The organism is Burkholderia sp. AU45274 (assembly GCF_030482505.1).
Classification (GTDB): domain Bacteria; phylum Pseudomonadota; class Gammaproteobacteria; order Burkholderiales; family Burkholderiaceae; genus Burkholderia.
The window spans coordinates 242,822-267,928 of the sequence record NZ_JAUJQE010000003.1 but is presented as its reverse complement, the minus strand read 5'-3'; the positions used below and the strand labels follow the sequence as shown (position 1 = coordinate 267,928).

Genomic DNA, 25,107 nt, shown 5'->3' with positions numbered 1-25,107 from the left:
CTCCGCCGATCCACGCATGACAGGGACTCGCAATGACTGCCATTACGCAAACCATGAAGCTCAACCACCTGAGCTTCCCGTCGGCCGACACGCTGGCGACGGCCCGATTCTTCGAGCGGCACCTCGGTTTCACGATCGCGGGAAGCTGGGAACAATCCTGGATCCTCAAGCGTCCGGGCTTCGACGTGGTAATCGATCACGTCAGCGACGACAGGCCGGCATGGCCGACGAATTTCCACGTCGGGTTCGAACTGCCGAGCCTCGATGAGGTTCGCACGTTGTTCGAGCGCTTCCGGGAGGAGGGCGTCGAGATGGTGACGGACGTCTTCAACAACGGGCGCGGTTCGCGTTTCTTCTGCCGCGCACCGGGCGGCGTGATGTTCGAACTGAACACGCGCGCGGATGCCGCGCCGGCATATCAAGGCACGTTCGATGACTGACGCAGGTAAGCGTCGCGCCGCGCTCAGCCGCTGGCGCGGGCCAGCCTGTCGATGACCGCGCGGGTGTGCGAAGGCCGGGTGATTTCCGTCCAGTGCAGATGCGCGAATGTCGGGTCGTCTCGCAGGGCGGCGAACTTGATGCGATTCCTGGCGAACGTGGTGTACGACCACAGCAGCACCGACTCCCGGGAGAATGCCATCCGCAGCGATTCACGGTTGCCGTGAGAAAGCTCGGTGCGCATGAGCCCTCGGCTCAACGTGCGCCAGAGCACCCGGGAGAACACCGTCCGTCGCCCGAAGTTGAGCCAGACCACGTGCGTGGCTCTCGACCAGAGCACGTCGCGCACGGCGCTGTAGTTCCCGTCGGCGACCCAGCGGTCGCCGGCCGTCGCGGCCAGCACGGCGCTCTCGAACTGTTCCGGCGGCACGGCTGTCCAGCCGGGGCCCCAGTAGAGTCGATCCAGCTCGATGCAAGGGCAGCCGGCTGCTGCCGCCAGCGCGCTGGAAAAGGTGGATTTCCCCGCTCCGCTGGTTCCGACGACGATGAAGCGCATGGGTTTGACCGCGGCTGAATTTTTGAAGCTGCGTATTGTGCCCCATGCGTGCCTCATGCAGGAAGCGGTCCCTCGAATGCCGCGGTTCATCGTTGAATCTTCGCGATGTCCAGGCTTGCTCCGCCAACCCATCTGCATTGGAGGGGCAGCCTGGTCAACGCCGAATCAGCCTGACGGGCCGTTGCCCGGCCCCGTCACACGCAGGCTGAAGACGGAACCCTTCCGGTCACTTCTTGAGCGACACCACCATGTTCTGCGTGTTGCCGACGCGAACGTACTCGAAGCGGAGTTGCTGGTCGTTCGACTGCGGCACTCCGTCGATGGCGACGACCTGCTTGTGCAGCATCGCCGACTGGTCGAACGCGCTGCCGGCGCCGTAGAAGGTGAACTTGCCCGTCGCCTTGGACTCGGGTGTCGACTGGAAGTTGAACAACCCCTGGGGATACGTCTTGTTGCCCAGGAAATCGAAAGGTTTTCCGCCGGAATACGTATCGAATTCCACGTTGGCGTTGTGCGAGATGGAAAACGTTGCCGTCGACGCACTGTCGTAAAACTCGACCGCGTCGGTAACGAACTTCGCATTCGCATCGTCCTGAGCCCAGACCCGCACGCTTTTGCGCAACGTAATCTGCTTGCTCGTCATCGCGCTCTTCGCACGCCTTCCGAACGCGAGACGCGATTCGGCGATCTCCATCTTGCCGCCCGTCGATTCCATGTGCAGCGAGTAATCGTTGCCCGGAACCCGGGGCAGCGCCGCCGGCAGAACGGCATACTCGCTGAATGTCAGCACGATCTCTTCGGCACGGACATTCACCGCGGACTGGCCCTGGACACGCAGCTTCTTGGTGCTGGCGTACAACCGGCAGGAGACGTCATAGCGGCTGGCGCCGGCCAGTTCCAGATCGAGGAGAAGGTCGATATACATGCCGAGCAACGGCGGGACCAGGCCGCCCGCATTCACCGTATCGAAACGGCTGGCCTCGAACGCGGCGTCGACGATCCTGAAGTTGACGAACGGGTGACCGATGAGCTTGTGCGGATACGGGCCCATCGTGAAATCGATGCCGCGCGCATCGCCGGAGATGCCGCGCATCACGAGGGCACCGCTACGAAGATCGATTTCAACGGGCGGGATGTCGTTGTCGAAACTTCCGCCCCATACCGACGACTGCCGGGACAGCAGCGTCAACGTTCCGGCGGGAGCGATCATCGAGAAGGATTTGCCGGCTTCCTTGTCAAAGGAAGGGGCGCTCACCTCATTCGTACCCGCCGTGCTGTATGTCTGGTTTTCATTGGGCTTCCAGATGAAGATGTCTGGCATGATGCTCTCCTGATTGATTCGAACGTTACGCACGGGAGCGTTGAATGCTTCCCCGTCAGTCTCGAGGTTGATCGAACGGCGACCGGCGCTTGATTGGCTCTGTTCGACCCGCCTGAAGTCAGGCGCATGGCGAAAGAGTGACGCCAATATAGGACCGTTTTTTTCCAGAATCGATTACACGTGATTACGCGGCGCGGCGTGCCGGCAGCGCCTGTATCGGGGGGCGAGCAGACGTGTCCGGGCCGGGTAGTCTCGGCGTCCCGCAATGGCCATTTGAATGTGACATCGAAGTCGGCTGTTCGCTGCCTGCGCCTTTGTACGACCAGCCACGACAATCCTGCCGCACACCGCGGCGGCCAACCCCGACAAGATCAAGAGAGAGAAACGATGGCGACCGAACCCGGGTTGCGGGACAGCATGCATGTGCGTAGCACCCGTGACGGCAACCCGTCATGTGTGCACGGATGGGTAACGGCCAGGCCCGCGTCTCGAGCGAATCGGGGGCTGGCATGAGCGACAAACCCGTTCTTGCCGCCGGTACATCGTGCGAACCGGCCGCGTCGACTGCGTCGCTGATGGCGCTGGCGTGCCTGGTCGTCTTCATGGCGCAAATGGCGACGACGGTGTACCTGCCGTCGCTGCCTGTCGTCATGCGCGAACTGAAGATGACGCAAGGCGGCGCCGAGTTGTCCATCTCCGCCTATGTGATCGGCGCGGCGCTGCCGGTGCCGCGCTGGTTGCGCTCGCAACCACGTTGATGCTGGCGTCCTGGCTGGGTGGCCGGCTGGATCATTTCGGCGGCCTGTGGATCTTCATCGCGCTGTATTGCCTCGCGATTTTTGGCCAGGCGGTGCTGTTTCCCAACAGCATGGCGACCGCCGTCAGCAATGCGCACGAACACGGCGCGCATGCGATGGCGTTGTGCGGTTTCCTGCAGCAAGGACTGGCGGGCATCGCGGCGACGGCCGCGGTGCTGCAGCGCCACGGCGGCACGTGGACGCTCGCCGTGTTCGTGCTGGGCGCGCTGACGTGGCTGGTGGTGCGGTTCAAGGTGAGGGCCGGCTAGGCAGCGGACGTCAGTGAATGGTGCATCGGCCGCACGCGCGTTCCTCGGCAACAACCGCGTGCGCAACCGCTGACTGGGCATGAGCCTTCCGATGCAAGAGAACGTGTGACGTGCACATCCGATGGGTTGCGCCGCGCCGCTCAAGCGAAAGATTCGTAGAAAGCATTACCTCGTGCGCCGCTCGGCAGGCTTTCACTACGAATTCAAAGGCATTGTCGTCAAAATCGAGAATCGAACGGCCATTAAAAGTTTCATTGGCGCGCCGGCAATGGCAACAATCAAAATAAATATTTAATAAAGCAACTAGTGTCTGGAGCATTACCCCCGGCTTTACCTCATTCGTCCTGCCCGACCCGCGCCACGTGCGGTCTTTCCCAGGCAGCGCCAGCCTCTCCGACACATTCCCCCGATGCAACCTTGTCGATCCCTCCATCGCGGCCGACGAGATCATTTCAAATTTCTCACCAAACAATGACTCGATTAACGACGATGACAGTAAAAAATAAACTGTCAGAAAATATCTTGTAATTATAAAAATGACCCTCTAGCATCCCTCTGCGGTTCGTGACATGTCTTACATCAAAGTCTGTACTTGATGCATTCCTCGAACATCACCCACTTATAAGCCGGGGGATTACATGAAGAAACTGTCTCGTCTGCTGTCCATCTCCGCGATTACCGTCGCGAGTCTCAGTGCTTTTGCCCAGGCCGGCGACCCGTCGGCTACGGTCGACAAGGCACTGCAACTGATCCAGCAGAACCCGTCCGCCTTCAGCCTCGCAGCCGGCGGCGCAGCACGCACGTTGAAGTTCGCAGGGCCGCAGGCGAGCGCGCCGGCGGATGGCGATCAGTTCCAGGTGCGCGACGTGATCGTCGACCCCGACGGCACTGAGCACGTGCGGTTCGACCGCTTCTACGCGGGCCTGCCCGTGATCGGGGGCGACGTGGTCGTCCATTCGAGCAAGGGGCAGTTGAAGCAGGCAAGCGTGACCCAGCTCGCGCCGATCAGTCTCGCCGGCACGATCGGCAAGGTCGGCGACCGCGCGGTCGTACGCAACGCACCCGACATCGGCGCTGCCCGGGTCAAGCGCATCGCGGCCGCGCGTTTCAACTCGGACGTGCGCCGCGTCGATGACGCGGAACTCGTCGTGTTCGCACGCGACGTCACGCCGACGCTGGCCTACGCGGTGCGCGTGTACGGCAAGGCGACCGACGTGCATGGCGACGCGGTGCTGTACTACGTCGATGCGCGCACCGGCACCGTGCTCGACGCGCAGGACCTGATCAAGACGGCGGCCGCGACCGGCACCGGCCGCTCGTTGTACTACGGCAACCTGACGCTCACCACGGACCAGACGGGCACGAACGCGTACCGGATGCTCGATCCGAGCCGTGGCTCCGGCTCGGTCTACGACGGCCGCGGGCTGACCTCGGACGACGTCGAGCAGGCGACCGACCTGCCGATCTTCACGAGCAGCACGAACGTGTGGGGCAACAATACGACCACCGACCGGCAGACAGTCGCCGCCGACATCGACTATGGTCTCGCGCTGACTTGGGACTACTACAAGACGACGCACAACCGTAACGGCATCTTCAATGACGGCCGCGGCGTGAAGAGCTATGCACACGTGGTGTTCAACACGGGCAGCGGCACGACCGGCGCGAATGCGGCATGGCTGGATTCGCACGTGATGGTGTATGGAGACGGCCAACCCGGCACCAGCCTGCCGAAACCGGTCGTGTCGGTGGACGTCGCCGGACACGAGATGAGTCACGGCGTGACCGAGGCCACGGCCAACCTGAACTACTCGGGTGACGCGGGCGGCCTGAACGAGTCGACGTCCGACATCTTCGGCACGCTCGTGAAGTACTACGCCAACAACCCGAACGATCCCGGCAACTACGTGATCGGTGCGCGCGTGGTGAGCGGCGGCCTGCGCAAGATGTACAAGCAGGATCTCGACGGCCGGTCGTTCAGCTGTTACCCGCCCGGCGGATTCTCGTGGTCGAATCCGCGCCACGATCCGCATTTCACGTCGGGCGTCGGCAACCGCCTGTTCTACCTGCTCGCGGAAGGCCCGACGGTGCCGTCGACCGATACCGGCCTGACGAAGGCGCAACTGGTGTGCAACGGCGACACGACCTTCAGCGGCGTGGGCCGCGAGAAGGCCGGGAAGATCTGGTACCGGACGCTGACCGTGTATCTGAACGCCAACTCCAGCTACCCGAACGCGCGTCGTGCGTCGATCCAGGCGGCGAACGACCTGTATGGCACGAACTCGGCCGAAAGCGCCGCGGTCGCTCGCGCGTGGAGTGCGGTCGGGGTGAATTGATGGCGGTTGTGTGAGCGCGTTGAACGCCCGGCGCGCGCGTGGTGAACCCTTCGCTTCGGCGAAGGGCGAACCGGTCGAAGCCACGTGACGCCCGGGCGAATGAAGGGCAGCCGTTGATCGACCGCCTGCGATTGCAGGCGGTCGATTTTTTGGCGGCCGGCTTTCACGACACTCGCCGTCTATCCTGCTGATCTCGTCACGCCGTTCGTCGGAACGCGCGCGTTCCGTCCAATCGATCACCTGTCCGGTGGTGTGCCATTCGAGCGCGATGTGCTCGGCCTCCGCCGCAGCCCGAATCTCCTTTCCCCCATCCCGTCTCGTTCCGGCACTTTTTCCCAAAAAAATATCTGTCGTGCAATCGTTTGCGCCCGGGCGCACGGCGTTCAGTTTATTCATCACGTGCCGATATCTGGAGGGCACGCCTGATCGAAGCGGCATTGCCCCCCGCTGCGTCGATCGGGCATGGCATCGGCCCATGCGACGGATAGGGGAAGAAAGGTTTTGGTGACAGTTTTCGGGTGCATCGTTCATCGGCACAACCACTGGCTGGTGTTGCTTGCCGCACTGCTGTGCGGAGGCGGCTCGTGGGTCACCGCGCGCCTGTTCCAGCGCACGGTGAACACCTCCGGCACGCAGCGGCTCGGCTGGCAGGTGCTGACGGCCATTTCGGCCGGCGTGGCGATCTGGTGCACGCACTTCATCGCGATGCTCGGCTTCGACGCCGGCGCGCCCGTGCACTTCAACCTGCCGCTCACGCTCGTGTCGCTGCTCATCGCGGTCGTGGGCAGCACGATCGGCTTCGCGCTGACGACCTGTCGCATCGTCAAGGTCGCGCCCGCGCTCGGCGGCGCGATCGTCGGCGTGGCGATCGTGCTGATGCACTACACCGGCATGCTCGCGTGGCGGGTCGAGGGGATCGTGTCGTGGGACGTCGGCTACCTGGTCGCGTCGGTGGTCCTGGCGATGACGCTCGCCGCGCTCGCGCTGCACCTCGCGATGCGGCCGTCGCCGCACGCCGTCAACCAGATGGCCGGCGTGCTGTCGCTCGCGATCCTCGCGTTGCATTTCACCGGGATGTCCGCGCTGCGCATCACGCCGCTGATGCTCGACGGCAACTGGACCGACATGAGCGAGATGCGTCCGCTGGCGCTGGCGGTCGCGGGCACGTCGCTCGTGATCGTCTGCACGGGGCTCGTGAGCTACGTGATCGACAGCAACGTGCGGGCCGAATCGCTCGAACACCTGCGCCGGCTGGCGCTGAGCGACATGCTGACCGGCCTGCCCAACCGGGCCAGCTTCAACGAGCGGCTCGACCTCGAAATCGCGCTTGCGCAGGAACAACGCACGAAGCTCGCGCTGATCGGCATCGACCTGAACCGCTTCAAGGAAATCAACGACCTGCGCGGCCACCACGCCGGCGACGAGGTGCTGCGCATCCTCGCGCGCCGCATGACGAACCTGCTGCGCGAAGGCGAATTCGTCGCCCGCATCGGCGGCGACGAATTCGCGGCGCTTTGCCGGATGGACGACGACACGCGCCTGATGGATCTGCTCGAACGGCTCGAGCCGGCGCTCTACAAGCCGGTCAGGCTGGACGACTACGAGGTCGTGCCGGGCGCGAGCTTCGGCGTCGCCATCTATCCGGACGACGCGGCCACCAAGGCCATCCTCATCAACAACGCGGACCTCGCGATGTACCGCGCGAAGGGCAGCATCGCGCAATCGATCTGCTTCTACGAGCCGGCGATGGACCTGATCGTCCGCGCGCGCCGCAGCCTCGCGGCCGACCTGCGCCGCGCGGTGGCCGACAACCAGCTGAGCATCCACTACCAGGTGCAGACGTCGCTCGCGACCGGCGAGATCCGCGGCTACGAGGCGCTGCTGCGCTGGCAGCACGCGACGCTCGGCACGATTCCGCCCGCCGAGTTCATTCCGCTCGCCGAGGAAAACGGCGTGATCCTGGACATCGGCGCATGGGTGCTGCGCGAGGCCTGCGCGCGGGCGGCCACGTGGGAGCCGCCCTATGCGGTCGCGGTGAACGTATCGGCCGTGCAGTTCATGCACGCGGACCTGACGGCGCTCGTGGCGGACGTGCTCGAAGCCACCCGCCTGCCGGCGTCGCGCCTGCAGCTGGAGCTGACCGAATCGACGATCTTCGCCAGCCGCGAGCGTGCGCTGGACACGCTGCGGCAGATCAAGGCGCTGGGGGTGAGCATCGCGCTCGACGATTTCGGTACCGGCTATTCGTCGCTCGACACGCTGCGCTCGTTCCCGTTCGACCGCATCAAGCTCGACCAGTCGTTCGTCGCGGACGCGGAAGCGAAACCGCAGGATCGCGCGATCATCCGCGCCGTGCTCGCGCTCGGCAAGAGCCTGGGCATTCCGATCCTGGCCGAAGGCATCGAGACGCACGACCAGCTGGCGCTGCTGGCCGACGAAGGCTGCGACGAAGCGCAGGGCTTCCTGCTCGGCAGGCCCGCCCCCCTCAACGAGATCGTCGGCAGCGGGCAGATTGCGCTGACCGGCGGCAACCGCGTCCGCACGGCGGTTCCTGCGTCCGAATCGGCCGTCGCGGCCGATCTCGACCCGGATCCGCGCGGGTAACCCTCGACGCCGGACACGGCAGCCCGCCCCCGGGTTGCCGCCGGCAGGCTCACATGAAAATCCTCTACGCACGGATGGCAAGACTGGCAAGCCTCGCGGCGCCGGCCCGGAACCCGGACCTGCTCGCGGCGCAATACCGGGTATTCGCCGGCCAGATCCCGGTGTCGTACCTGATCCTCATCTCGAGCACCTGGAGCCTTGCCGTCACGCACCTCGGCAGCACGCCGTGGTGGCTGTCGGTCGCGATGCCGGCCGCGATGACGCTCGCGGCGCTCGCGCGGCTGCTGCACTGGCACCGCACCCGGCTGTTGGAGCCGACGCCGGACACCGTGATGCGTGCGCTCACGGTCACGAACTGGCTGGTGATTCCGGTCGCGGTGACGTTCACCACCTGGGCGCTGCTGCTGTTCCCGTACGGCGATGCGTGGCAAAAGGCCCAGGTGGCGTTCTACATGGCGATCACGATGATCGGTTGCGTCTTCAGCCTGATGTACCTGCGGACGGCCGCGCTGAGCGTGGCCTTGATCGTCAACGTCGCGTTCATCGTGTTCTTCATCTCGACCGGCCAGCCGACGCTCGTCGCCACCGCGGTCAACATGGCCTTCGTGTCGGCGTCGCTGATCGCCGTCATCTCCGTCAACTACCGGAGCGTCCTGCGCACCGTCGACGCGCAGGACGAATCGCGTCTGCGCGAGCAGGCGCAGACGCGGCTGATGCGGATGATCGACGACATGCCGGTGGCCGTGATGACGGCCGACCCGGAGACGTTCCGCATCAACTACCTGAACGCGACGTCGCGCAACCTGCTGCGCTCGATCGAGCACCTGCTGCCGATTCGCGCGGACGACGCGCTTGGCGCGTCGATCGACTTCTTCCACCCGCACCCGCAGCACCAGCGCCGCCTGCTCGCCGATCCGGCGAACCTGCCGCATCGCGCCCGCATTCCGCTCGGGCCGGAAGTGCTCGACATCCAGGTCTCGGCCGTGCGCGACGCCCAGGGGCGCTACATCGGCCCGATGCTGTCGTGGTCGATCGTCACGCAGCAGGCCGAGGCGGAGGCGCGCATTCACCAGCTCGCGCATCACGATTCGCTCACCGGCCTGCCGAACCGCGCGACCTTCCTGGCCGAATTCGACGCGAGCCTGCGCCGCTCGGACAAGCTGCTCGCGCTGCTTTTCATCGACCTCGACGGCTTCAAGCTGATCAACGACGCGTGCGGGCATTCGGCCGGCGACGCGGTGCTGCGCCAGGTCGCGGAGCGCCTGCGCGGGCAGTGCCCCGAGCCGGGGATGATGCTGGGGCGCATCGGCGGCGACGAATTCGCGGTGCTGCTGCGCGACACCGACGCGGACCGCGCGATGGGTGCGGCCGCGCGGCTCGTCGACACGCTCGTCGCCCCCTATGCGCCGTCGCCCGACCGGCCGTTCCGCATCGGGGCATCGATCGGCTGCGTGCTGGCGCCGCATCACGGCAACGACGCCGGCGCGCTGCTGTCCCGCGCGGACATGGCGCTCTATGCGGCCAAGAAAGCCGGGAAGGGCACCTACCGGATGTTCTCGCCGGACATGGAATCGAGCGCGCAGGAGCGGGTCGCGCTCGAATCGAAGCTGCGCGTCGCGCTGGACGAGAACCAGGGGCTGTACGTGTTCTACCAGCCGATCGTCGATGTCCTCACCCGCCAGATCACGGCGCGCGAGGCGCTGCTGCGCTGGCATCATCCGCGCACCGGCTGGATTTCGCCGGGCTGCTTCATTCCGGTGGCCGAGCGCGGCGGCCTGATCGACCGGCTCGGCCGCTTCGTGCTCGAGCAGGCCTGCCGGGAGGCGGCGCGCTGGCCCGACGGTGCGCGCGTTGCCGTCAACGTGTCGGCGGGGCAGCTCGGCCACGGCACGATTGCGCCGACCTTAGCGGCGGCGCTGGCCGGCGCGGGCCTCGCGCCCGACCGGCTGGAAATCGAGGTGACGGAAACCGCGCTGCTGCACGACGAGGGCAAGGCCATCGCGGACCTGCGCGCACTGCGTTCGATGGGCGTGCGCGTCGCCCTTGATGACTTCGGCACCGGCTTCTCGTCGCTCGCGCATCTGCGCGCGTTCCCGTTCGACAAGATCAAGATCGACGGCAGCTTCGTGCGCGATGCAGTCACGCGTCCGGACTGCGCGGCCGTCGTGCGCACGGTGGCCGATCTCGGCAAGCGCCTCGGCGTGACGACCGTCGCGGAAGGCGTCGAGACGGAGGAGCAGCTGGCGTGCATCACGGATGCCGGCTGCCGCGAGGTGCAGGGCTTCCTGATCGGCAAGCCCGCGCCGGGCGAGCAGGATGCGCCGGCCATCCGCTGGATCGAGCGGGCCGCGCTGGCGGCGCAGGCCACGGCCAGGCAGGCGTGAGCGGCGGCGGGACGGCCACGGCCATCGTCTTGGCGGGATGAAACAATTTGTTACAAAGAGCCGATTTCGCCCCCCTTGAAGCGGGCGACCAGCACCTCTATTTCGCTTTCCGCCAGACAGTGGCACGGCTGCCCGGCAGCGGCGCTTGCGTCGCCATGCCCGGCAGGCGGATTCCTTTTTCGAACCTTTAATCGCTCAGGAGATGAGAATGCAGATTCGTCCCCTCTACGACCGGGTTATCGTCAAGCGAATCGAGACGCAGCGGACGACGGCCTCGGGCATCGTGATTCCCGATTCGGCCGCGGAAAAGCCCGAGCAGGGTGAAGTCGTCGCGGTCGGCAGTGGCCGGCTGCTGCAGGATGGAACGCTTCGCGCGCTCCAGTTGAAAGCGGGTGACCAGGTTCTCTTCGGCAAATACGCGGGCCAGACCGTCAAGGTCGATGGCGAGGAACTCCTCGTCATGCGCGAGGAGGACGTCATGGGCGTCCTCGAGGCCGATACCGGCGCGTCCCGCCAGGCCGCCTGAGATCCCGGGCAGCTCGCGAACCCCACCGGGTGTTCGTGACACATCGCATCAACGACTTCTATCCAGAGCCACAAGATGAGTGCAAAAGACGTCAAATTCCACGACAGCGCCCGCGCCCGTATCGTCGACGGCGTGAACGTGCTGGCCGATGCCGTGAAGGTCACGCTCGGGCCGAAAGGCCGCAACGTGGTGATCGAGCGCAGCTTCGGCGCGCCCACCATCACGAAGGACGGCGTGTCGGTCGCGAAGGAAATCGAGCTGAAGGACCGCTTCGAGAACATGGGCGCGCAGATCGTCAAGCAGGTCGCATCGAAGACCGCCGACGTGGCCGGCGACGGCACCACCACGGCCACCGTGCTCGCGCAGGCGATCGTGCAGGAAGGCATGAAGCACGTTGCCGCCGGCATGAATCCGATGGATCTCAAGCGCGGCATCGACAAGGCCGTGGCCGCCGTGCTGGATGAACTGCGCAAACTGTCCAAGCCGATTTCCACGAACCGGGAAATCGCGCAGGTGGGTTCGATCTCCGCCAACTCCGACGAGGCGATCGGCAAGATAATCGCGGACGCCATGGAGAAGGTCGGCAAGGAAGGGGTCATCACGGTCGAGGATGGCAAGTCCCTCGAGAACGAGCTGGATGTCGTTGAAGGGATGCAGTTCGATCGCGGCTACGTCAGCCCCTACTTCATCAACGATCCGGAAAAGCAGGCGGCGTATCTGGACGACGCGCTGATCCTGTTGCACGACAGGAAGATCTCGAACGTCCGGGATCTGCTGCCGATCCTCGAGGCGGCCTCCAAGGCAGGCAAGCCGCTGCTGATCGTTGCCGAAGACGTCGATGGCGAAGCGCTGGCCACCCTCGTGGTCAACGCGATGCGAGGCATCCTCAAGGTCATGGCCGTCAAGGCGCCCGGCTTTGGTGACCGGCGCAAGGCCATGCTGGAAGACATCGCCATCCTCACCGGCGCAACCGTCATCTCGGAAGAAACCGGCAAGCAACTGCAGAAGGCCACGCTCGACGACCTCGGCGGCGCGAAGCGCGTCGAGGTTCGCAAGGACGACACGATCATCATCGACGGCGCGGGCGACGCGCAGCACATCGAGGCGCGCGTGAAGTCCATCCGTACGCAGATCGACGAAGCCACGAGCGACTACGATCGCGAGAAGCTTCAGGAGCGCGTGGCGAAGCTGGCCGGCGGGGTGGCCGTCATCAAGGTCGGGGCCGCCACCGAAGTCGAAATGAAGGAGAAAAAGGATCGCGTCGACGATGCGCTGCATGCCACCCGCGCGGCGGTCGAGGAGGGCATCGTGCCGGGTGGCGGCGTGGCGCTGCTGCGCGCGCGTTCCACGGCGACGAGCCTGAAAGGCGCCAACGGCGATCAGGACGCGGGCATTCAGATCGTGCTGCGCGCGCTCGAAGCGCCGCTGCGCGTGATCGCCGCGAATGCCGGGGATGAACCGTCGGTCGTCGTGGCGAAAGTGCTTGAAGGCAAGGGCAACTTTGGCTACAACGCGGCCACCGGTGAATATGGCGATCTTGTCGAGGCGGGAGTGGTCGATCCGACCAAGGTCACGCGCACGGCATTGCAGAACGCCGCATCGATTGCCGGGCTCATCCTGACGACGGACGCAACGGTCGCCGAAGCGCCGAAAGACCCCAAACCGGGGCAGTCGGTCGCACCTGAGTTCGAGCACTGACCCCCGGCAGCGGGTCGTGTACGCACCGGCCAACAGTCGCGGCCGGTGCAAGTCGTTTGGCGCCGCAGGCTGCCTCACCTCATGCGGCGCCCCTTTTTGCCGATGATCGACATGAAACTCGAACTTTGCATTGACTCGAAGCCGCTCGACATCGAGCTTGACGACGTCGTGGCAGGACTGCTGGCTGTTCGGCTCGATTTGCCGGCAAACGCGGATCACCGGGACGCCATCACCCGTTATCTCAACGAGAAGGGGGCGCCCTGGAGCCTCGACGCGGACCACATGCGCCGACGGATTCTGCGCCGACTGATTCTCGATATCGCCGATCCGGCACTCGTGATTCGCTATCTGATGGAGGAAGACTGAATCGGCCCCGCCGGTTCCAAGCGACACGCGGGGCATGATGCGCGTCGACATCCATCAGTTGTCCTCCTGACTCGATCGCGTCGATGGCACGGGAAACCCGCTCAGCCGATATCGATCGTGCGACTGGTGGGCCTGGCCGGCTCCGATTTCGGTACGGTCAACGTGAGGACACCGTTGTCGAATTTTGCCAAGGTGTGCTCAGGGTCGGCATTGTCCGGCATCGGGATCGTGCGCACGAAGCTTCCATGGGCGCGCTCCAGCCGGTAGCAACCGTTTTCTTCACTGCGCACGTCTTGCCTTTTCTCTCCGCGCAGCACGATGGCGCCATCCTCGACGCTCACCTTCAGATCTTCGCGCTCCATTCCGGGCAGTTCGGCGGTCACGCGCAGCACCGGGCCTTCATCGACGACGTCGATGCGCGGCTGGAAGCGCGATGAACTGAAGTCGCCAAACCACCGTTCGAGCGCGCCGTTGCCGGCGAACGGGTCATGAAGGAATTCCTCCATGGCGCGCCATGGTTCTCGTGAAAACAGTCGCGAAATGTCGGGCCATGACGCACGCCCCGGCTCGCCTGTCGGCGGACTGTCCGGGCCTTCCGGATCGGACTTGCGGGTGGCCCCGCGAAGGAACTTGAACGGGTTCCACTTTTTCGGATCGGCATTCATGGCGTCCTCCGATTGATCTCCAGTCTGTTTTGAGCCTGGCGTAGCCGTCCGGTGCGGACACGCGCGCCGTGATTCGCGTCACGGGGATCGTGCGGATCCGGAGCGCGTGTCCTCACCCATACGCCTGCGTCGACTCAGGCAGCGAAGCGTCGCTGATCCTGTTCTGCGTCGACGGAGGGGCGCGTGCTGCGCCTTGGCTCATGACGCGTCAGCGGGTCTTGATTTCGATGCGTCGTGGACGCGCTTCGTCGCGGCGCGGGATGGTCAGCTTCAGCACCCCGTCCTGAAGGCTCGCCTCGATCCTGGACGAGTCGAGATCCGCCGACAGCGTAAACGTGCGGGCGAAATGCGGCTCCCGAACCTCGGCATGCTGAAGCCGCAGATTGGCCGGCGTCGGCACCACGGCCTCGGCCTCGATCAGGAGGCTGCTGTCGTGAACCTTCACGTCCAGCTTGTCCTTCGTCACGCCGGGCAAATCGGCCCACAGCGTGACGCCTTGACTGTCCTCGTAGACGTCGACGGCCGGCACGAGTGTCATCCGGCGCACGGCCTGTTCGGTATCGCGACGCGCAACGGCGGACGCGTCGCGTTCCGCCAGTTGGGTAGTGTCTTTCATGATCGGCTCCTTCTCTTACTGGACAGCGATGGCACGCGGCCTGGACGATTCACGCTTGCCAATACTGATGGATAGACACCCGTTTTCGTAGTGCGCCTGGACCTTGTCGGGATCGGCGGCCTCGGGCAGCTCGATGACCCGCCGGAACGTTCCGGCAAAGCGCTCTTGCGCATAGGTGCGCCGCTCACCCCCGGTGTCGCGTTGTGCCGATTTGCGTTCGCCGCCAATGGTCAGCAGCCCCTTGTCGATCGACACATCGAGCGCGGCGGCGTCGACGCCGGGCGCGAACGCGACGATCTCGATTGAATCGTCTGTCGCGCCGATATTGATCTGAGGGAACGTGCCGAAACGGCTCGCGCGAATGCTGGACGGGAAACCGCCGAAGCGTTGCGCCATCTGTTGCTGCAGGCGGTCGAACTCGCTGAAGAGGTCGGTTCCGAAATAGAGATCGCTCATGATCTTGTCCTCCTGGCTTGTCGCAGCATGGAGGCGAACGGGCCTACGCGCTCCAGTTCGCCTGCCGGACTGCATGGCAAACAAATCGAAACACGCAGCGCGCGGAATGAAGCGACCCGCGCGTCTGCCTGAGCGAAACTTAAGATAGGAATTCTGCGGAGAATTTCAAGGGGAAAACCCTCATTTTTTGCCCTTGAAATTGTCGCGCTGGACCCTATCATCGCGGCGAATCGGTACTGCGTTACGGAGGGCGCCATGGAATTCGACACGGACTGGATTACGCTCGGCAGACACCGTATTCGGCTGCGCTCGACGAGGGGGTTTCCGACCGAGTCGATGCGCACCGTGGCGGAGGTCGTCCGGCTGGCGATCGACAACAACATGAGCGCGCGGGCTCGGCTCGTCGAGGTCGTCTGCCGGCAGGAAAAGACTTACGACGTCGTCGTTGGCACCACGATGGCGGAGGACAAGTTTTGTGCGCCGCAACTCGAAGCGGCCGTGGCGGTGGTGCTGGGCCTGCTGCCTGACCAGATCAACATCACGGTCACGCCCGTCACGCAAAAGGAGGTCGATCTGCACTTCGGCGTGTATGAGCGGATGCTGTCGGAGAAGCTGGGTACGACGTCGCCGATCCAATGATCGGCCGGGCCGGGCCGGCACGGGGCGGTGCGGTGGCCTCCAGCCGGATCGCCCGCAGCGTCACCGTGCAGCGACCCGGTCGCGATCGATATCCCGATGGAGGGCAGGCGGACCCCGCAACAAGCGGCCGTCCCGCCCGACCAGCGTGACTCGAAACATCACGCAGAAACAAGCGTGAGGGGGAGGCCTCGCGTGATCCACGAGGATCGAACCACCGCGCGTATCGGATGGCGACCGTATTGGACGGGTACGTGAATTGCTGAGGCCGTATCGGGAGGCCGCCATCATGAACGACCCTGAACCGCTCGAATTCGAGAAAACCGCGCCTAAGCCCGCCGGCCCGAACTGGGTACGTCGCCTTGGCCCCGGCTTGATTACCGGCGCGGCCGACGACGATCCGTCGGGCATTGGTACGTATTCGCAAGCCGGCGCGCAGTTCGGATTCGAATTGCTATGGACCCTCCTCCTGACCTACCCGCTCATGACGGCCATCCAACTGGTGAGCGCGCGGATCGGGCGAGTGACCGGCAAGGGGCTTGCATCGAACATGCGGGCTCACTACCCGATGTGGCTGCTCTACAGCGCGGTCGTGCTGCTGATGATCGCCAACGTCATCAACATCGCCGCCGACCTGTCGGCGATGGGCGCCGCGGCCGGCTTGCTGCTCCCCGGGCCGCACCAGCTCTACGTGGTTGGGCTGGGTGGCCTGTCGGTCGTGCTTCAGGTGTTCGTTCCCTATGAACGGTACGCACGCCTTCTCAAGTGGACGGCGCTGATCCTGCTCGCTTATGTGGCGGTTGCGTTGATCGTCCCGATCCAGTGGACCGAGGTGGCCCGCGCGATCGTATGGCCGCATATCGTGCTGCAATCGGACTACCTCACGACGGTCGTCGCTGTCCTCGGCACGACCATCAGCCCGTACCTGTTCTTCTGGCAGGCCTCGCAGGAAGTCGAGGAACTGCAATCCGCGCCGCGCGAGGGGCCGCTTCGCCGCGTTCCCCACCAGGCCCCGGCGCAACTGCGCCGAATCAGTTTCGATACCTGGCTGGGGATGGGCGTATCGAATGTCATTGCCTTCTTCATCGTGCTCACCGCAGCGGCTACGCTGCATGCGCACCACATCGAGGTCAAGACGTCGGCTGACGCCGCGCGGGCCCTTGCGCCGATCGCGGGTCGCTTCGCTTATATGCTGTTCGCGCTCGGGATCGTCGGCACCGGCCTGCTGGCGCTGCCGGTGCTCGCCGGATCGACCGCATACGCGGCGGCCGGCACATTCCGCTGGCGCAATAGCCTCGCCCTGAAGTTGACGCTCGCGCGAGAATTCTATGCGGTCATCGCATTGGCGACCGTGGGTGGTGTTGCCATCACGTTCATGCATTTCGATCCGATCCGCGCGTTGTATTGGAGCGCCGTGATCAACGGGGTAACGGCGGTCCCCATCATGGTCATCATGATGCTGATGGCTCGGAGCAAGCGGGTCATGGGCGAATTCGCCATTGCGGGGCCGCTTGCGTGGGGAGGGTGGCTTGCAACACTTGCAATGGCAATTGCAGCCGTGGGGATTTTTGTGCCGGGATGACGTCCACCAGGCGGCTCGGGCGTCGCAAAAAAGATCGATTGGCTCAGCGTCCCACCCCGCATGTCGGCCTTCGATGCGTTGCTGGTGCCGTTCGGTTTCGGTATTCGACACGAGCCGATTCATTCGTGCAACGACCGGCACGGGTGTTCATCTGGAACGGCAAAAGGACGAAGGAGCGCAGAGCGGTGACGCGTGACCTTGGCGACCACCGAGCAAACTGAACTCGAAGCGCTGCTTGTTGTCCATCACGAGTGGCTTGCGTCCACCGCTACCTTGAGGCGATGGAGCAGGCGGCCCGGGCGCCGGCCGCTGCGGTGCATGCGGCAAGCAAGGCGATGGCGGGGGATTCGCCTCGCGCGCCGCGTCATCGCAGCGACATCTTTCTCGCGTAAATCTATGGCACTTCGCCAGTCGGCGAGGTACCGTTTTCTCAAGGAATACCGACCATGGCGGCAAAACGCCTTCGCATCAACATGATTACCCGTCGCCAGTCGACGTTCGATGGCCGGCATCTCGACACCGAGGCGGCGCGCCGCCTCGACGCGCACACGCAGGACGCGACGCCTGCTCATCTGAAAGGCACGCAGGGCGCCGAGGCCGAATGGCAACCACGCGTGAAGGTCAGCGAACGATAATCCGGTTACGCCGGGCGAGCCGCTGCGCGATAGCGGCGAACGCGCCGTCCGGCGACTCTCCCCATTTCGATCGAGATGGAACGCGTTCGCCGGACGGCGAGCGCCGGATCACGAACGTCTCGGCTCGCGTATCGCGTCCTGTCAGACCCGCGCCGGACGGGGCGGGTCGCTGTTCTGCGGCGCCCGGCGCCGTCTCGCGGCATGTCGGCCGCCAAAGCAGTCTCGATGCGCCCGCAAGCCATGTCCATCTCGCGCCCGTGACGCGATAGGATCGCGGCTGCAGGCGTCAGCGCCGGCCTGAGCGGGCCCGTTCGTCAAGTGACCGGCGGCGCGTGCCCGTGATCGCCCAATCCCCGAGCGTCGTCGTATTCCCGCGAAATATCCTTGTTCGTATAGTCGCCGAGCTTCGACGCGGCGACCACGCTCAGCACCGCACACACCAGCACGTACGCCGCGATCGCATACCCCGAGTGGTAGTAGGCAAACAGCGCGGTCGCGATCAGCGGCGCCGGGCCACCGGCAATGACCGACGCGAGCTGATAACCCATCGACGCGCCGCTATACCGCAGCCGCCCGGTGAACGATTCGGCGATCAATGCAGCCTGCGGCCCATACATCATCGAATGCGGGACCAGCGACAACACGATCGCCACGAAGATCCACACCGGGTTCCGGCTATCGACCATCGCGAAGTAGACGAATCCGAACACGCCGACGGCAGCCGCGCCGATCATGTACATCCGCCGCCGGCCGATCAGATCCGACACGTGCCCGAACAGCGGAATGGTGACGAACTCGACCACGGAGGCGGCCAGCACCGCGGCCAGCAGCAGTTCGCGCGTGACGCCCAGCGCCGTGATCCCGTAAGTGAACACGAACGCCGTATAGATGTAGAAGGGCGCCTGTTCGGCCATCCGCGCAAACGCCGACAGCACGATATCCCGCGGATGCTTGCGCAGCACTTCGAGCATCGGTGTCTTCTCGATCCGGCGCTCGGCCAGCAGCTTCGCGAAGATCGGTGTCTCGAGAATATTCAGGCGGATATAGAGCCCGATCGCGACCAGCACGACGCTGAGGATAAACGGCACGCGCCAGCCCCACGTCAGGAATGCGTTGCCGGAAAACCAGCTCATGGCCAGCACGGCAAGGTTGGCGAGAAACAAGCCCGCCGGCACGCCGAACTGCGGCCACGACGCGACGAAACCGCGATGCGCATTGGTGCGCGCCCACTCCATCGACATCAGGACCGAGCCGCCCCATTCGCCGCCTACGCCGACGCCCTGGATGAAACGCAATACCGTGAGGATGACGGCGCCCCAGATGCCGATCGCGGCGTAGGTCGGAACGAAGGCCACGGCGAACGTGGCGAGCCCCATCAGCAACAGGGTCACGATCAGTGTGGCCTTGCGGCCGATGCGGTCGCCGTAATGGCCGAAGATCGCCGCGCCGACCGGTCGTGCGACGAAGCCGACGGCATAGATCAGGAACGCCTGCAGCGTACCGACGAGCGGGTGGGATTGCGGGAAGTACAGCTTTGCGAAGACCAGGCCGGTGACCGTGCTGTAGAGGAAGAAGTCATACCATTCGATCGTGGTGCCAATCGTGCTGGCGATGACGGCGCGGCGTAACTGGCGCCGGGCTTCCTCGTCGGAGAGGGGCGTGGCCGCGGATTGCATGGCAGCCATTTTGATATCTCCCGGAACAGGGCGATAGAGAAATTAACCATACGCCCCGCGACAGGTTCCGGCAAGCGCGGGCGACGCATGGCTGCCTCGCTGCCCGGGTCATTCTTTCAGCGATCCTTAAATATCATAATATGACGTTTGACCGTCATTCGTCGCGGCGGCGTGATCAGCGGTGGACCAACCAGGCCCGCTCACCATTTATGCGTCTTTCAGCCAGGGCATTTCCACCGGTGACACGACTAGCTGCCGGAATTCGCGTTTCAGATCGAAGATGAACCCGACCAGGATCATGGAATCGGCGTAAGGAATCGGAAAGACATGCGGATTTTCCGGCGTACGCAACGGACGCTCGGGGCTGTCGACCGTCGCTGCGGCGTTCTCGCGAACGCTTTCCAGTTCGTCGGCCATGGCCGGGCCACTGATTTGCAGCACGCGGCTACGCAGGTCACTGAAGGGCTCGATGCGCGCAGCGTCTTCGTGGTATTCGGGCACTTCGTAAACGAACCAGGACATTTTCGTCTCCTGTGAGAAGGGGCGCTATTTTAACGCTGCGCGAGGATGCGCCGAGAGTCGGCCAGGTTGTGCGGCGGCCGAGGTTGCTCGAGGTGGCCTCACGCATCCCGGTAAGCCGGTCTGGCCAGCGATAACGCACGCCGCGATCCGAATGGACCACAGGCCGGCTGTTGCTGCGATCGATTGCTTCGATGGCGGCATCGAGCATCGTGTTCACGAGCCCGGTTTATCCTTCCTGCTTGACCGCGGCAGACATGTACTGCTCGCGGACTGCCAATCCCCCGTATGGCAGGTGGGATGCGGTGACCGTCGCTACGTAATCCGAATAGGCGTAGCTTACCCGTGCAACCGCCACGGGTTTGCCTATCAGCGATTCCAGCGTGGTATCTCCCGACACCGATGTGGGTGCGCCGAGCACATCGTGCAGATGCCGGACGGCGATCTGCCAGCTCAGTCGTGTTTCCTCCACGGACATGTCGCGACGGTACACATTGATGGCCATCAACGTGCGATCCGGCGCGAAACTGAACCATATTTCGCTCACGGGTGGGCCGGTCGAGCCGAGCATTTCCGCCGGCACGCCTCGACAGCGCAGGTAGCGTAAGCCTCGGGTCAATTCGACGCACTGCGCGTTGTATCGCGGCATTTTTTCCAGCACGTCCGCTTCCGTACTGCGATCAAGCTGCAGGCCGAACGCGGGACGTTGCGGGGCCGCTGATACACCTTTCTCCTGCAAAATGGCTTTGTTCCGAATCGACAGCACCGTTCGGGAATCGACGGAATCCACTGGACACTTCACGCCCAGCTCGTTGAGGAGCCGTCGCCCTTGGGTCGTGTGCAACCAGCCGATGCCGGCAACACTCACGGAGAGTGCCGTAGCGACCCACGCGATCACGTGGGTGCTTCGCACCGCTGTCAGCCCGTACATGATGTCGCAACCGTCGGCGGAAGATACACCGGGCCGCCGGGTGTGGCGCTGATGATGGTATTACGCAAATTGAAGAGGATAGGCACCGCACTGAACTGGAATTTTGTGCCGACCGGGATGCCGGCCGAGTTTTTCTCGGTGAGCGTGTACGTTCCATTTGTCGTCGACGTCAGTGCGGCAAAGTCTGCGGCCGGGAGTTTGCTTTGCAGCGTCGCGACGAGATCCACCATGAACTGGTCGAACACGCAGCCTGGAACGCCGACGTCGTTATGGGCTGTCGTCATGTCTTGACACATCTCCGGTTGAGCGTCGATGTCTCCGGCCACCTTGACGGGGCCGGGGTAGGTGTACGGACCGCCGAGGAGCGATTCAAACTGCAGCGTAAGACATGCTTCAAGCCGCGCAGGCGTGTCATGGGCGGCACTGCTGTGGCTGGCATTACCGGTTACCGCCGCGAAATAGGGCGCTTCGACCGGGTCCGCCAACAGGCCTGCGACAGCTGCATTGACCACGCCGGCCACCACGCCGGGGGCAGCCGAATCACCGCCGAGCGCGGCCCAGATGGCCTGATTCTCCGGATGTTGGGCCGCCACGGGCGCAATGTCATCTCCGCCTCCGCAGGCGCTGAGCGCGAACGGCGCCGCTGCGGCAACGACGATACCGATGAAAAGCTTCATGAGTTGTCTCCTCTGGATGCCATCGCGACGCCATTTCCCGAGGTGGGACGCCAAGCATCTTGGCTGGATGACATACGCAGATACGATGGAGGCGCGAGAGCGGATGCAGCGGCGGGTTTGCAGTGATGGAGCAGGGAATACGAGAATTTTCTCCATCCGAGTTCACTAAAGAACTTGTTCAACGACTCATTTTTGGCATCGTCAATGCGAACGATTCGCGTGCTTCGCATGATCGGAGATAAAGCCGGCTTGCGAGGCTCCCGGCTCTATCCGGCGCGGGCGTCGTTCATGTCGTCTGCGCCGGTTGGCGCAGGAGAATGAGGCGTTACGCCATCCCAATGGCTTGCAATCGCAAGCGCGGCCGGCAAGATGAACGCCCAGCCGGTTGCGACAACGACGAGCGCTGCGGCCGGATCCTTGAAATGAACGGCTCCCAGCGCCGCACCAGCGCGAAAGGACGCCGGGCCGGCGATCGCGCCGACGAGCGCCGAGATGAGCGGTCGCGCTCGAAGCCAGTGCAGCACGGTATTGAGTTGAATCGCGAACAGCGCCCACAACCCCGCGAGCCAGTACGGCGCTGTCCCTTTGAGAAAAACGCCGTCCGGGTACACGAGCAGGCCGGAATGGGCAACGGCGCTGTCCCATAACCATCCGGACACCGTGACCGTGATCACAATCCGCGCCTCGGATGTGGGTCGACGCGCGAAGAGAAGATGGCCGACTGTCGCGATCAGCGCATAGGTGACGCCCCACGCGGCGTGATGCGATGCGGCCGTCATCACGCAGACCAGCCATCCTGTTTGGGTGGTCGCGAGATAGACGTATACGCGAGCGACCCCAGACTTTTGCGTGCGGGAAGTCAGTTGATTGGGAGTGCTTCTCATGATCGTTCGCGCGGGATCAGTAACGGCATGCTCGCCATGCCGCACCGTCGACGTTGCATCTCGGGGAAAACGGCAGGTAGAACGTTCATGGCAGACAGGTCTCGCTATCGTCGACGAGCGGATCCACCGCCGTACGATTGCGTCGCACGGAGCGATTGCCGGCATTCCGCGCTGATTCATCTATCCATTTCACATACGACGCTCCATTGCGGACGGATGCACTTGCGCAGGGAAGATCGGGATGTCGTTAAGGGGGGGCGGCTGCCGTGCGATGCATGCATCCGCTTGCGCGCAAGCTCCGTAAACGACATACAAGGCGGCGGATGCGGTCGGAATCGTCAGGTGTGAGGATATTCATGAACATGAAAGTCGGACTTGCCGTCCTGTCGGTGCTGCTCGCGGCCGGTCTCCTCGCCGCGTGTAGCCCGGTGCGGCTCCTGAATGCGCTGACGCCGAGCTACACGTTCAGCCTTTTCGCCGGTATCCCGTACGGATCCGGCGAACGCCACGTGCTCGACGTCTACTTGCCCACGCGCGTCTTGCATCACTGGCCGGCCGATGCGAGTGCGGGCGCCCCGGTGGTCGTGTTCTTTTACGGCGGAAGCTGGCAGTCCGGCGAGCGCAAGGACTATCTGTTCGTGGGAGAGGCGCTCGCGTCGAGGGGTTTTGTTGCCGTCTTACCCGACTACAGGACGTATCCGGCGACTACCTTTCCCGGTTTCGTCGACGATGCGGCGCAGGCGGTGGCGTGGGCACGCGAGCATGCAGTTGCGTTCGGCGGCGATCCACGTCGCCTGTTTCTGATGGGGCACTCCGCGGGTGCGCAGATTGCCGCATTGCTTGCGACCGACGGCCGCTATCTGGCGGCACAGGAGATGCGCAAGAGCGATATCGCTGGCGTGATTGGCCTGGCCGGGGCTTATGATTTCCTACCGCTGCGGGACACCACGCTTGAAAGGATCTTCCCGGAGGAAGCGCGCGCCGCGAGCCAGCCCATTCGATTCATCCAGGGTACGGAGCCGCCGATGTGGCTGGCCGTCGCGGAGAACGACACGGTGGTCGAGCCCGGCAACACGACCCGCTTCGCGCGCGCGTTGCAAGACAGGGGCGATACCGTCGTGGTCATGCGTTACAGGAACGTGAGCCATGCGTCGATCGTCGGCGTTCTGGGCGCGCCGTTGCGAGGCGTGGCGTCCGTGCTCGACGATCTCTCCGCGTTCGTGGATCGCGTCGCGAATGCGTCGAATGCCGGCACCACGAGCAGACAGCCGACGTCGCCTGCCGCAGCGGCTCGGGCTTCGGTTTCGGCTCAGTGATCGAGGCAAGCCCCGCATTGCACGCGAAAGCGCATCGCCACCTGTCGTCGCGGCCAGGCCGCAACGGCCGGCGGCGCTTGCCGCGCTACAGCGCCTTCAGTTCCGGCGTGGTTCCGCCTAATCCCTCTTCGCGAAGAATGACGGCCAGCGCCGTCTCGAGCAATTCGGCTGCCCGATTCGCCGCGTCTCCAAGGTGGCGATGCAGCAGCGCATCGGCCGGCGATCGCGACACGCATTCGTCGCTGTATCGCTCGAACGCACCGAGCTGCATGATCAATTCGGAGAGATGACGCGGACACTCGCATTTGACGGTGGTGGACAGGCCGCTGAGCGACGCGAGCGTCGCGTCGTCGAAGCGTCGCCGCGTGCGCAGCCAAAGCCCGCGATCCGCGTCATTCGATTGGCGCGACTTGACGACGGCTTGCGCCAGTCTCGACATAATGGCTATCGGGTTGGTCTGGCCTTCCGTCGACCGGAACAGCTCGAACCCCGACAGACGCGCCAGCTCGACCGCCTCTGCCGTGCCGAACGCGTACACGACGGCCACGGCGTGCGCGTTGAGCTGTTGCGCCACGGCAGCGAGCTGCGAAACGACATCCTCATGGAGCGACGTGGTCGTCGCGATGAGGGCGTCGACTGGCGTACCCGCATGCGCGCTCGCGTCGTCGATCGAGTCGATTCGCGCGGCGATCCGGATTCCCATGCGCGCTATCGCGGATTCCGGAATCGAAAGCGCGCCGACGACCGCGAGGCGCACGCTTGTCTCGTGAAACGACGGGTCACGCGTATTCGTCAACGACAACGCCTCGAGTTCCTCGCGGCTCAGGCTGGCGATGGACCCGATCGCGTGGCCCTGATTGACGAGCGTTTTCAGCAAACGAATTCGCTGGACGTCGTCGTCCGAGTACATCCGTTGTCCGGACGGCGTTTTGGGCGGAGCAATCACGCCATAGCGCCTTTCCCAGATTCTCAGCGTGGCTGCCGGCATGCGCGCCAGGCGCGCGGCCTCGCCGCTGCGATAGCGGTGCGGCGTATCGCGATCCTTGCGAGGGGGCATCGTTGCTCTCCTGAAGTCGACCTGCTGTTGTCTCGGGATTGTACGCAGTTTGCGTGAAATACGAAGCAGGAAAGTGATTCAATCGGCGGGCTTTCGTCCGAAAAGGTGGTTCGTGAAGCGCGAGCCGGCAGCATGCTTCGGAGCGGCACCGCTCGGTGTCGC

Annotated in this window: 24 protein-coding genes; 13 read left to right on the top strand and 11 right to left on the bottom strand. The window is 64.4% G+C overall.

The window, feature by feature from the left end:
* The first annotated feature begins 32 nt into the window (after positions 1-32).
* Entirely contained in the window at positions 33-440 is a 408-nt protein-coding gene (locus tag QZM35_RS14040; protein WP_174970604.1) for a VOC family protein, read from the top strand.
* A 23-nt stretch (positions 441-463) separates the two neighbouring features.
* On the opposite strand, the gene QZM35_RS14035 is transcribed toward QZM35_RS14040, so the two are convergent.
* Positions 464-994: a toxin gene (locus QZM35_RS14035; RefSeq protein WP_089429701.1), complete on the bottom strand. Its 531-nt coding sequence runs from the start codon at positions 992-994 to the stop codon at positions 464-466.
* 226 nt (positions 995-1,220) lie between these two features.
* Positions 1,221-2,315 carry a hypothetical protein gene (locus QZM35_RS14030; protein WP_301776170.1) on the bottom strand — a complete coding sequence of 365 codons (1,095 nt, stop codon included), beginning with the start codon at positions 2,313-2,315 and terminating at the stop codon, positions 1,221-1,223.
* Positions 2,316-2,824: 509 nt separating this feature from the next.
* On the opposite strand from QZM35_RS14030, the gene QZM35_RS14025 reads away from it, so the two are divergent.
* The 8 genes from QZM35_RS14025 (at position 2,825) to QZM35_RS13990 (ending at position 13,295) form a co-directional block, all read left to right on the top strand.
* Positions 2,825-3,073, top strand: a complete 249-nt coding sequence (locus tag QZM35_RS14025; RefSeq protein WP_301776169.1) for a hypothetical protein — start codon at positions 2,825-2,827, stop codon at positions 3,071-3,073.
* The gene (locus QZM35_RS14020; RefSeq protein ID WP_301776168.1) at positions 3,073-3,381 is read left to right on the top strand and encodes a hypothetical protein; all 309 of its coding nucleotides are present in this window, start codon (positions 3,073-3,075) and stop codon (positions 3,379-3,381) included. The genes QZM35_RS14025 and QZM35_RS14020 overlap by 1 nt, the downstream gene beginning before the upstream one ends.
* 638 nt (positions 3,382-4,019) lie before the next feature.
* The gene (locus tag QZM35_RS14015; RefSeq protein WP_301776167.1) at positions 4,020-5,717 is read left to right on the top strand and encodes a M4 family metallopeptidase; all 1,698 of its coding nucleotides are present in this window, start codon (positions 4,020-4,022) and stop codon (positions 5,715-5,717) included.
* 504 nt (positions 5,718-6,221) lie between these two features.
* Positions 6,222-8,321 (top strand): bifunctional diguanylate cyclase/phosphodiesterase, encoded by a 2,100-nt coding sequence (locus QZM35_RS14010; protein ID WP_254600118.1) that lies wholly within the window; start codon positions 6,222-6,224, stop codon positions 8,319-8,321.
* 53 nt (positions 8,322-8,374) lie between these two features.
* Positions 8,375-10,705, top strand: coding sequence for a bifunctional diguanylate cyclase/phosphodiesterase (locus QZM35_RS14005; RefSeq protein WP_089429696.1), 2,331 nt, complete (start codon positions 8,375-8,377; stop codon positions 10,703-10,705).
* Between the two features lie 208 nt (positions 10,706-10,913).
* A complete protein-coding gene (gene groES, locus QZM35_RS14000; protein ID WP_089430123.1) occupies positions 10,914-11,231 on the top strand; it encodes a co-chaperone GroES in 318 nt (105 codons plus the stop codon).
* Between the two features lie 75 nt (positions 11,232-11,306).
* Entirely contained in the window at positions 11,307-12,929 is a 1,623-nt protein-coding gene (gene groL, locus QZM35_RS13995) for a chaperonin GroEL (protein WP_301776166.1), read from the top strand.
* A 111-nt stretch (positions 12,930-13,040) separates the two neighbouring features.
* Positions 13,041-13,295 (top strand): hypothetical protein, encoded by a 255-nt coding sequence (locus tag QZM35_RS13990; RefSeq protein ID WP_089430122.1) that lies wholly within the window; start codon positions 13,041-13,043, stop codon positions 13,293-13,295.
* A 101-nt stretch (positions 13,296-13,396) separates the two neighbouring features.
* Here the strand turns inward: QZM35_RS13990 and QZM35_RS13985 are convergent, their stop codons facing one another.
* The 3 genes from QZM35_RS13985 to QZM35_RS13975 all read right to left on the bottom strand — a co-directional run bounded on the left by QZM35_RS13985 (position 13,397) and on the right by QZM35_RS13975 (position 15,032).
* Positions 13,397-13,960: an Hsp20/alpha crystallin family protein gene (locus tag QZM35_RS13985; RefSeq protein WP_089429694.1), complete on the bottom strand. Its 564-nt coding sequence runs from the start codon at positions 13,958-13,960 to the stop codon at positions 13,397-13,399.
* A 208-nt stretch (positions 13,961-14,168) separates the two neighbouring features.
* Positions 14,169-14,576, bottom strand: coding sequence for an Hsp20/alpha crystallin family protein (locus tag QZM35_RS13980; RefSeq protein ID WP_089429693.1), 408 nt, complete (start codon positions 14,574-14,576; stop codon positions 14,169-14,171).
* Between the two features lie 15 nt (positions 14,577-14,591).
* Positions 14,592-15,032, bottom strand: a complete 441-nt coding sequence (locus QZM35_RS13975) for an Hsp20/alpha crystallin family protein (protein ID WP_089433695.1) — start codon at positions 15,030-15,032, stop codon at positions 14,592-14,594.
* 255 nt (positions 15,033-15,287) lie between these two features.
* On the opposite strand from QZM35_RS13975, the gene QZM35_RS13970 reads away from it, so the two are divergent.
* The 3 genes from QZM35_RS13970 (at position 15,288) to QZM35_RS13960 (ending at position 17,885) form a co-directional block, all read left to right on the top strand.
* Entirely contained in the window at positions 15,288-15,671 is a 384-nt protein-coding gene (locus QZM35_RS13970; protein WP_089429691.1) for a hypothetical protein, read from the top strand.
* Between the two features lie 286 nt (positions 15,672-15,957).
* Positions 15,958-17,250, top strand: coding sequence for an NRAMP family divalent metal transporter (locus QZM35_RS13965; protein WP_301776165.1), 1,293 nt, complete (start codon positions 15,958-15,960; stop codon positions 17,248-17,250).
* Positions 17,251-17,696: 446 nt separating this feature from the next.
* On the top strand, positions 17,697-17,885 hold the full coding sequence (locus QZM35_RS13960; protein ID WP_089429689.1) for a hypothetical protein: 189 nt from the start codon (positions 17,697-17,699) through the stop codon (positions 17,883-17,885).
* A gap of 314 nt (positions 17,886-18,199) precedes the next feature.
* Here QZM35_RS13960 and QZM35_RS13955 read toward each other — a convergent pair whose 3' ends face one another.
* The 5 genes from QZM35_RS13955 to QZM35_RS13935 form a co-directional block, all read right to left on the bottom strand.
* Complete coding sequence (locus QZM35_RS13955) at positions 18,200-19,570, bottom strand: MFS transporter (protein ID WP_301776164.1); 1,371 nt, start codon at positions 19,568-19,570, stop codon at positions 18,200-18,202.
* A gap of 198 nt (positions 19,571-19,768) precedes the next feature.
* Positions 19,769-20,083: a hypothetical protein gene (locus QZM35_RS13950; RefSeq protein ID WP_046546935.1), complete on the bottom strand. Its 315-nt coding sequence runs from the start codon at positions 20,081-20,083 to the stop codon at positions 19,769-19,771.
* Between the two features lie 226 nt (positions 20,084-20,309).
* Entirely contained in the window at positions 20,310-21,011 is a 702-nt protein-coding gene (locus tag QZM35_RS13945; RefSeq protein ID WP_301776163.1) for a hypothetical protein, read from the bottom strand.
* On the bottom strand, positions 20,999-21,688 hold the full coding sequence (locus QZM35_RS13940) for a hypothetical protein (RefSeq protein WP_301776162.1): 690 nt from the start codon (positions 21,686-21,688) through the stop codon (positions 20,999-21,001). Before QZM35_RS13940 ends, QZM35_RS13945 begins: the two co-directional genes overlap by 13 nt.
* 266 nt (positions 21,689-21,954) lie before the next feature.
* Positions 21,955-22,572: a DUF2878 domain-containing protein gene (locus QZM35_RS13935; RefSeq protein WP_089433692.1), complete on the bottom strand. Its 618-nt coding sequence runs from the start codon at positions 22,570-22,572 to the stop codon at positions 21,955-21,957.
* Positions 22,573-22,928: 356 nt separating this feature from the next.
* Between QZM35_RS13935 and QZM35_RS13930 the strand changes: the two genes are divergently transcribed.
* On the top strand, positions 22,929-23,888 hold the full coding sequence (locus QZM35_RS13930) for an alpha/beta hydrolase (RefSeq protein WP_174970643.1): 960 nt from the start codon (positions 22,929-22,931) through the stop codon (positions 23,886-23,888).
* 85 nt (positions 23,889-23,973) lie between these two features.
* Here QZM35_RS13930 and QZM35_RS13925 read toward each other — a convergent pair whose 3' ends face one another.
* The gene (locus QZM35_RS13925) at positions 23,974-24,945 is read right to left on the bottom strand and encodes a MerR family transcriptional regulator (protein ID WP_089429681.1); all 972 of its coding nucleotides are present in this window, start codon (positions 24,943-24,945) and stop codon (positions 23,974-23,976) included.
* Positions 24,946-25,107 lie beyond the last annotated feature (162 nt).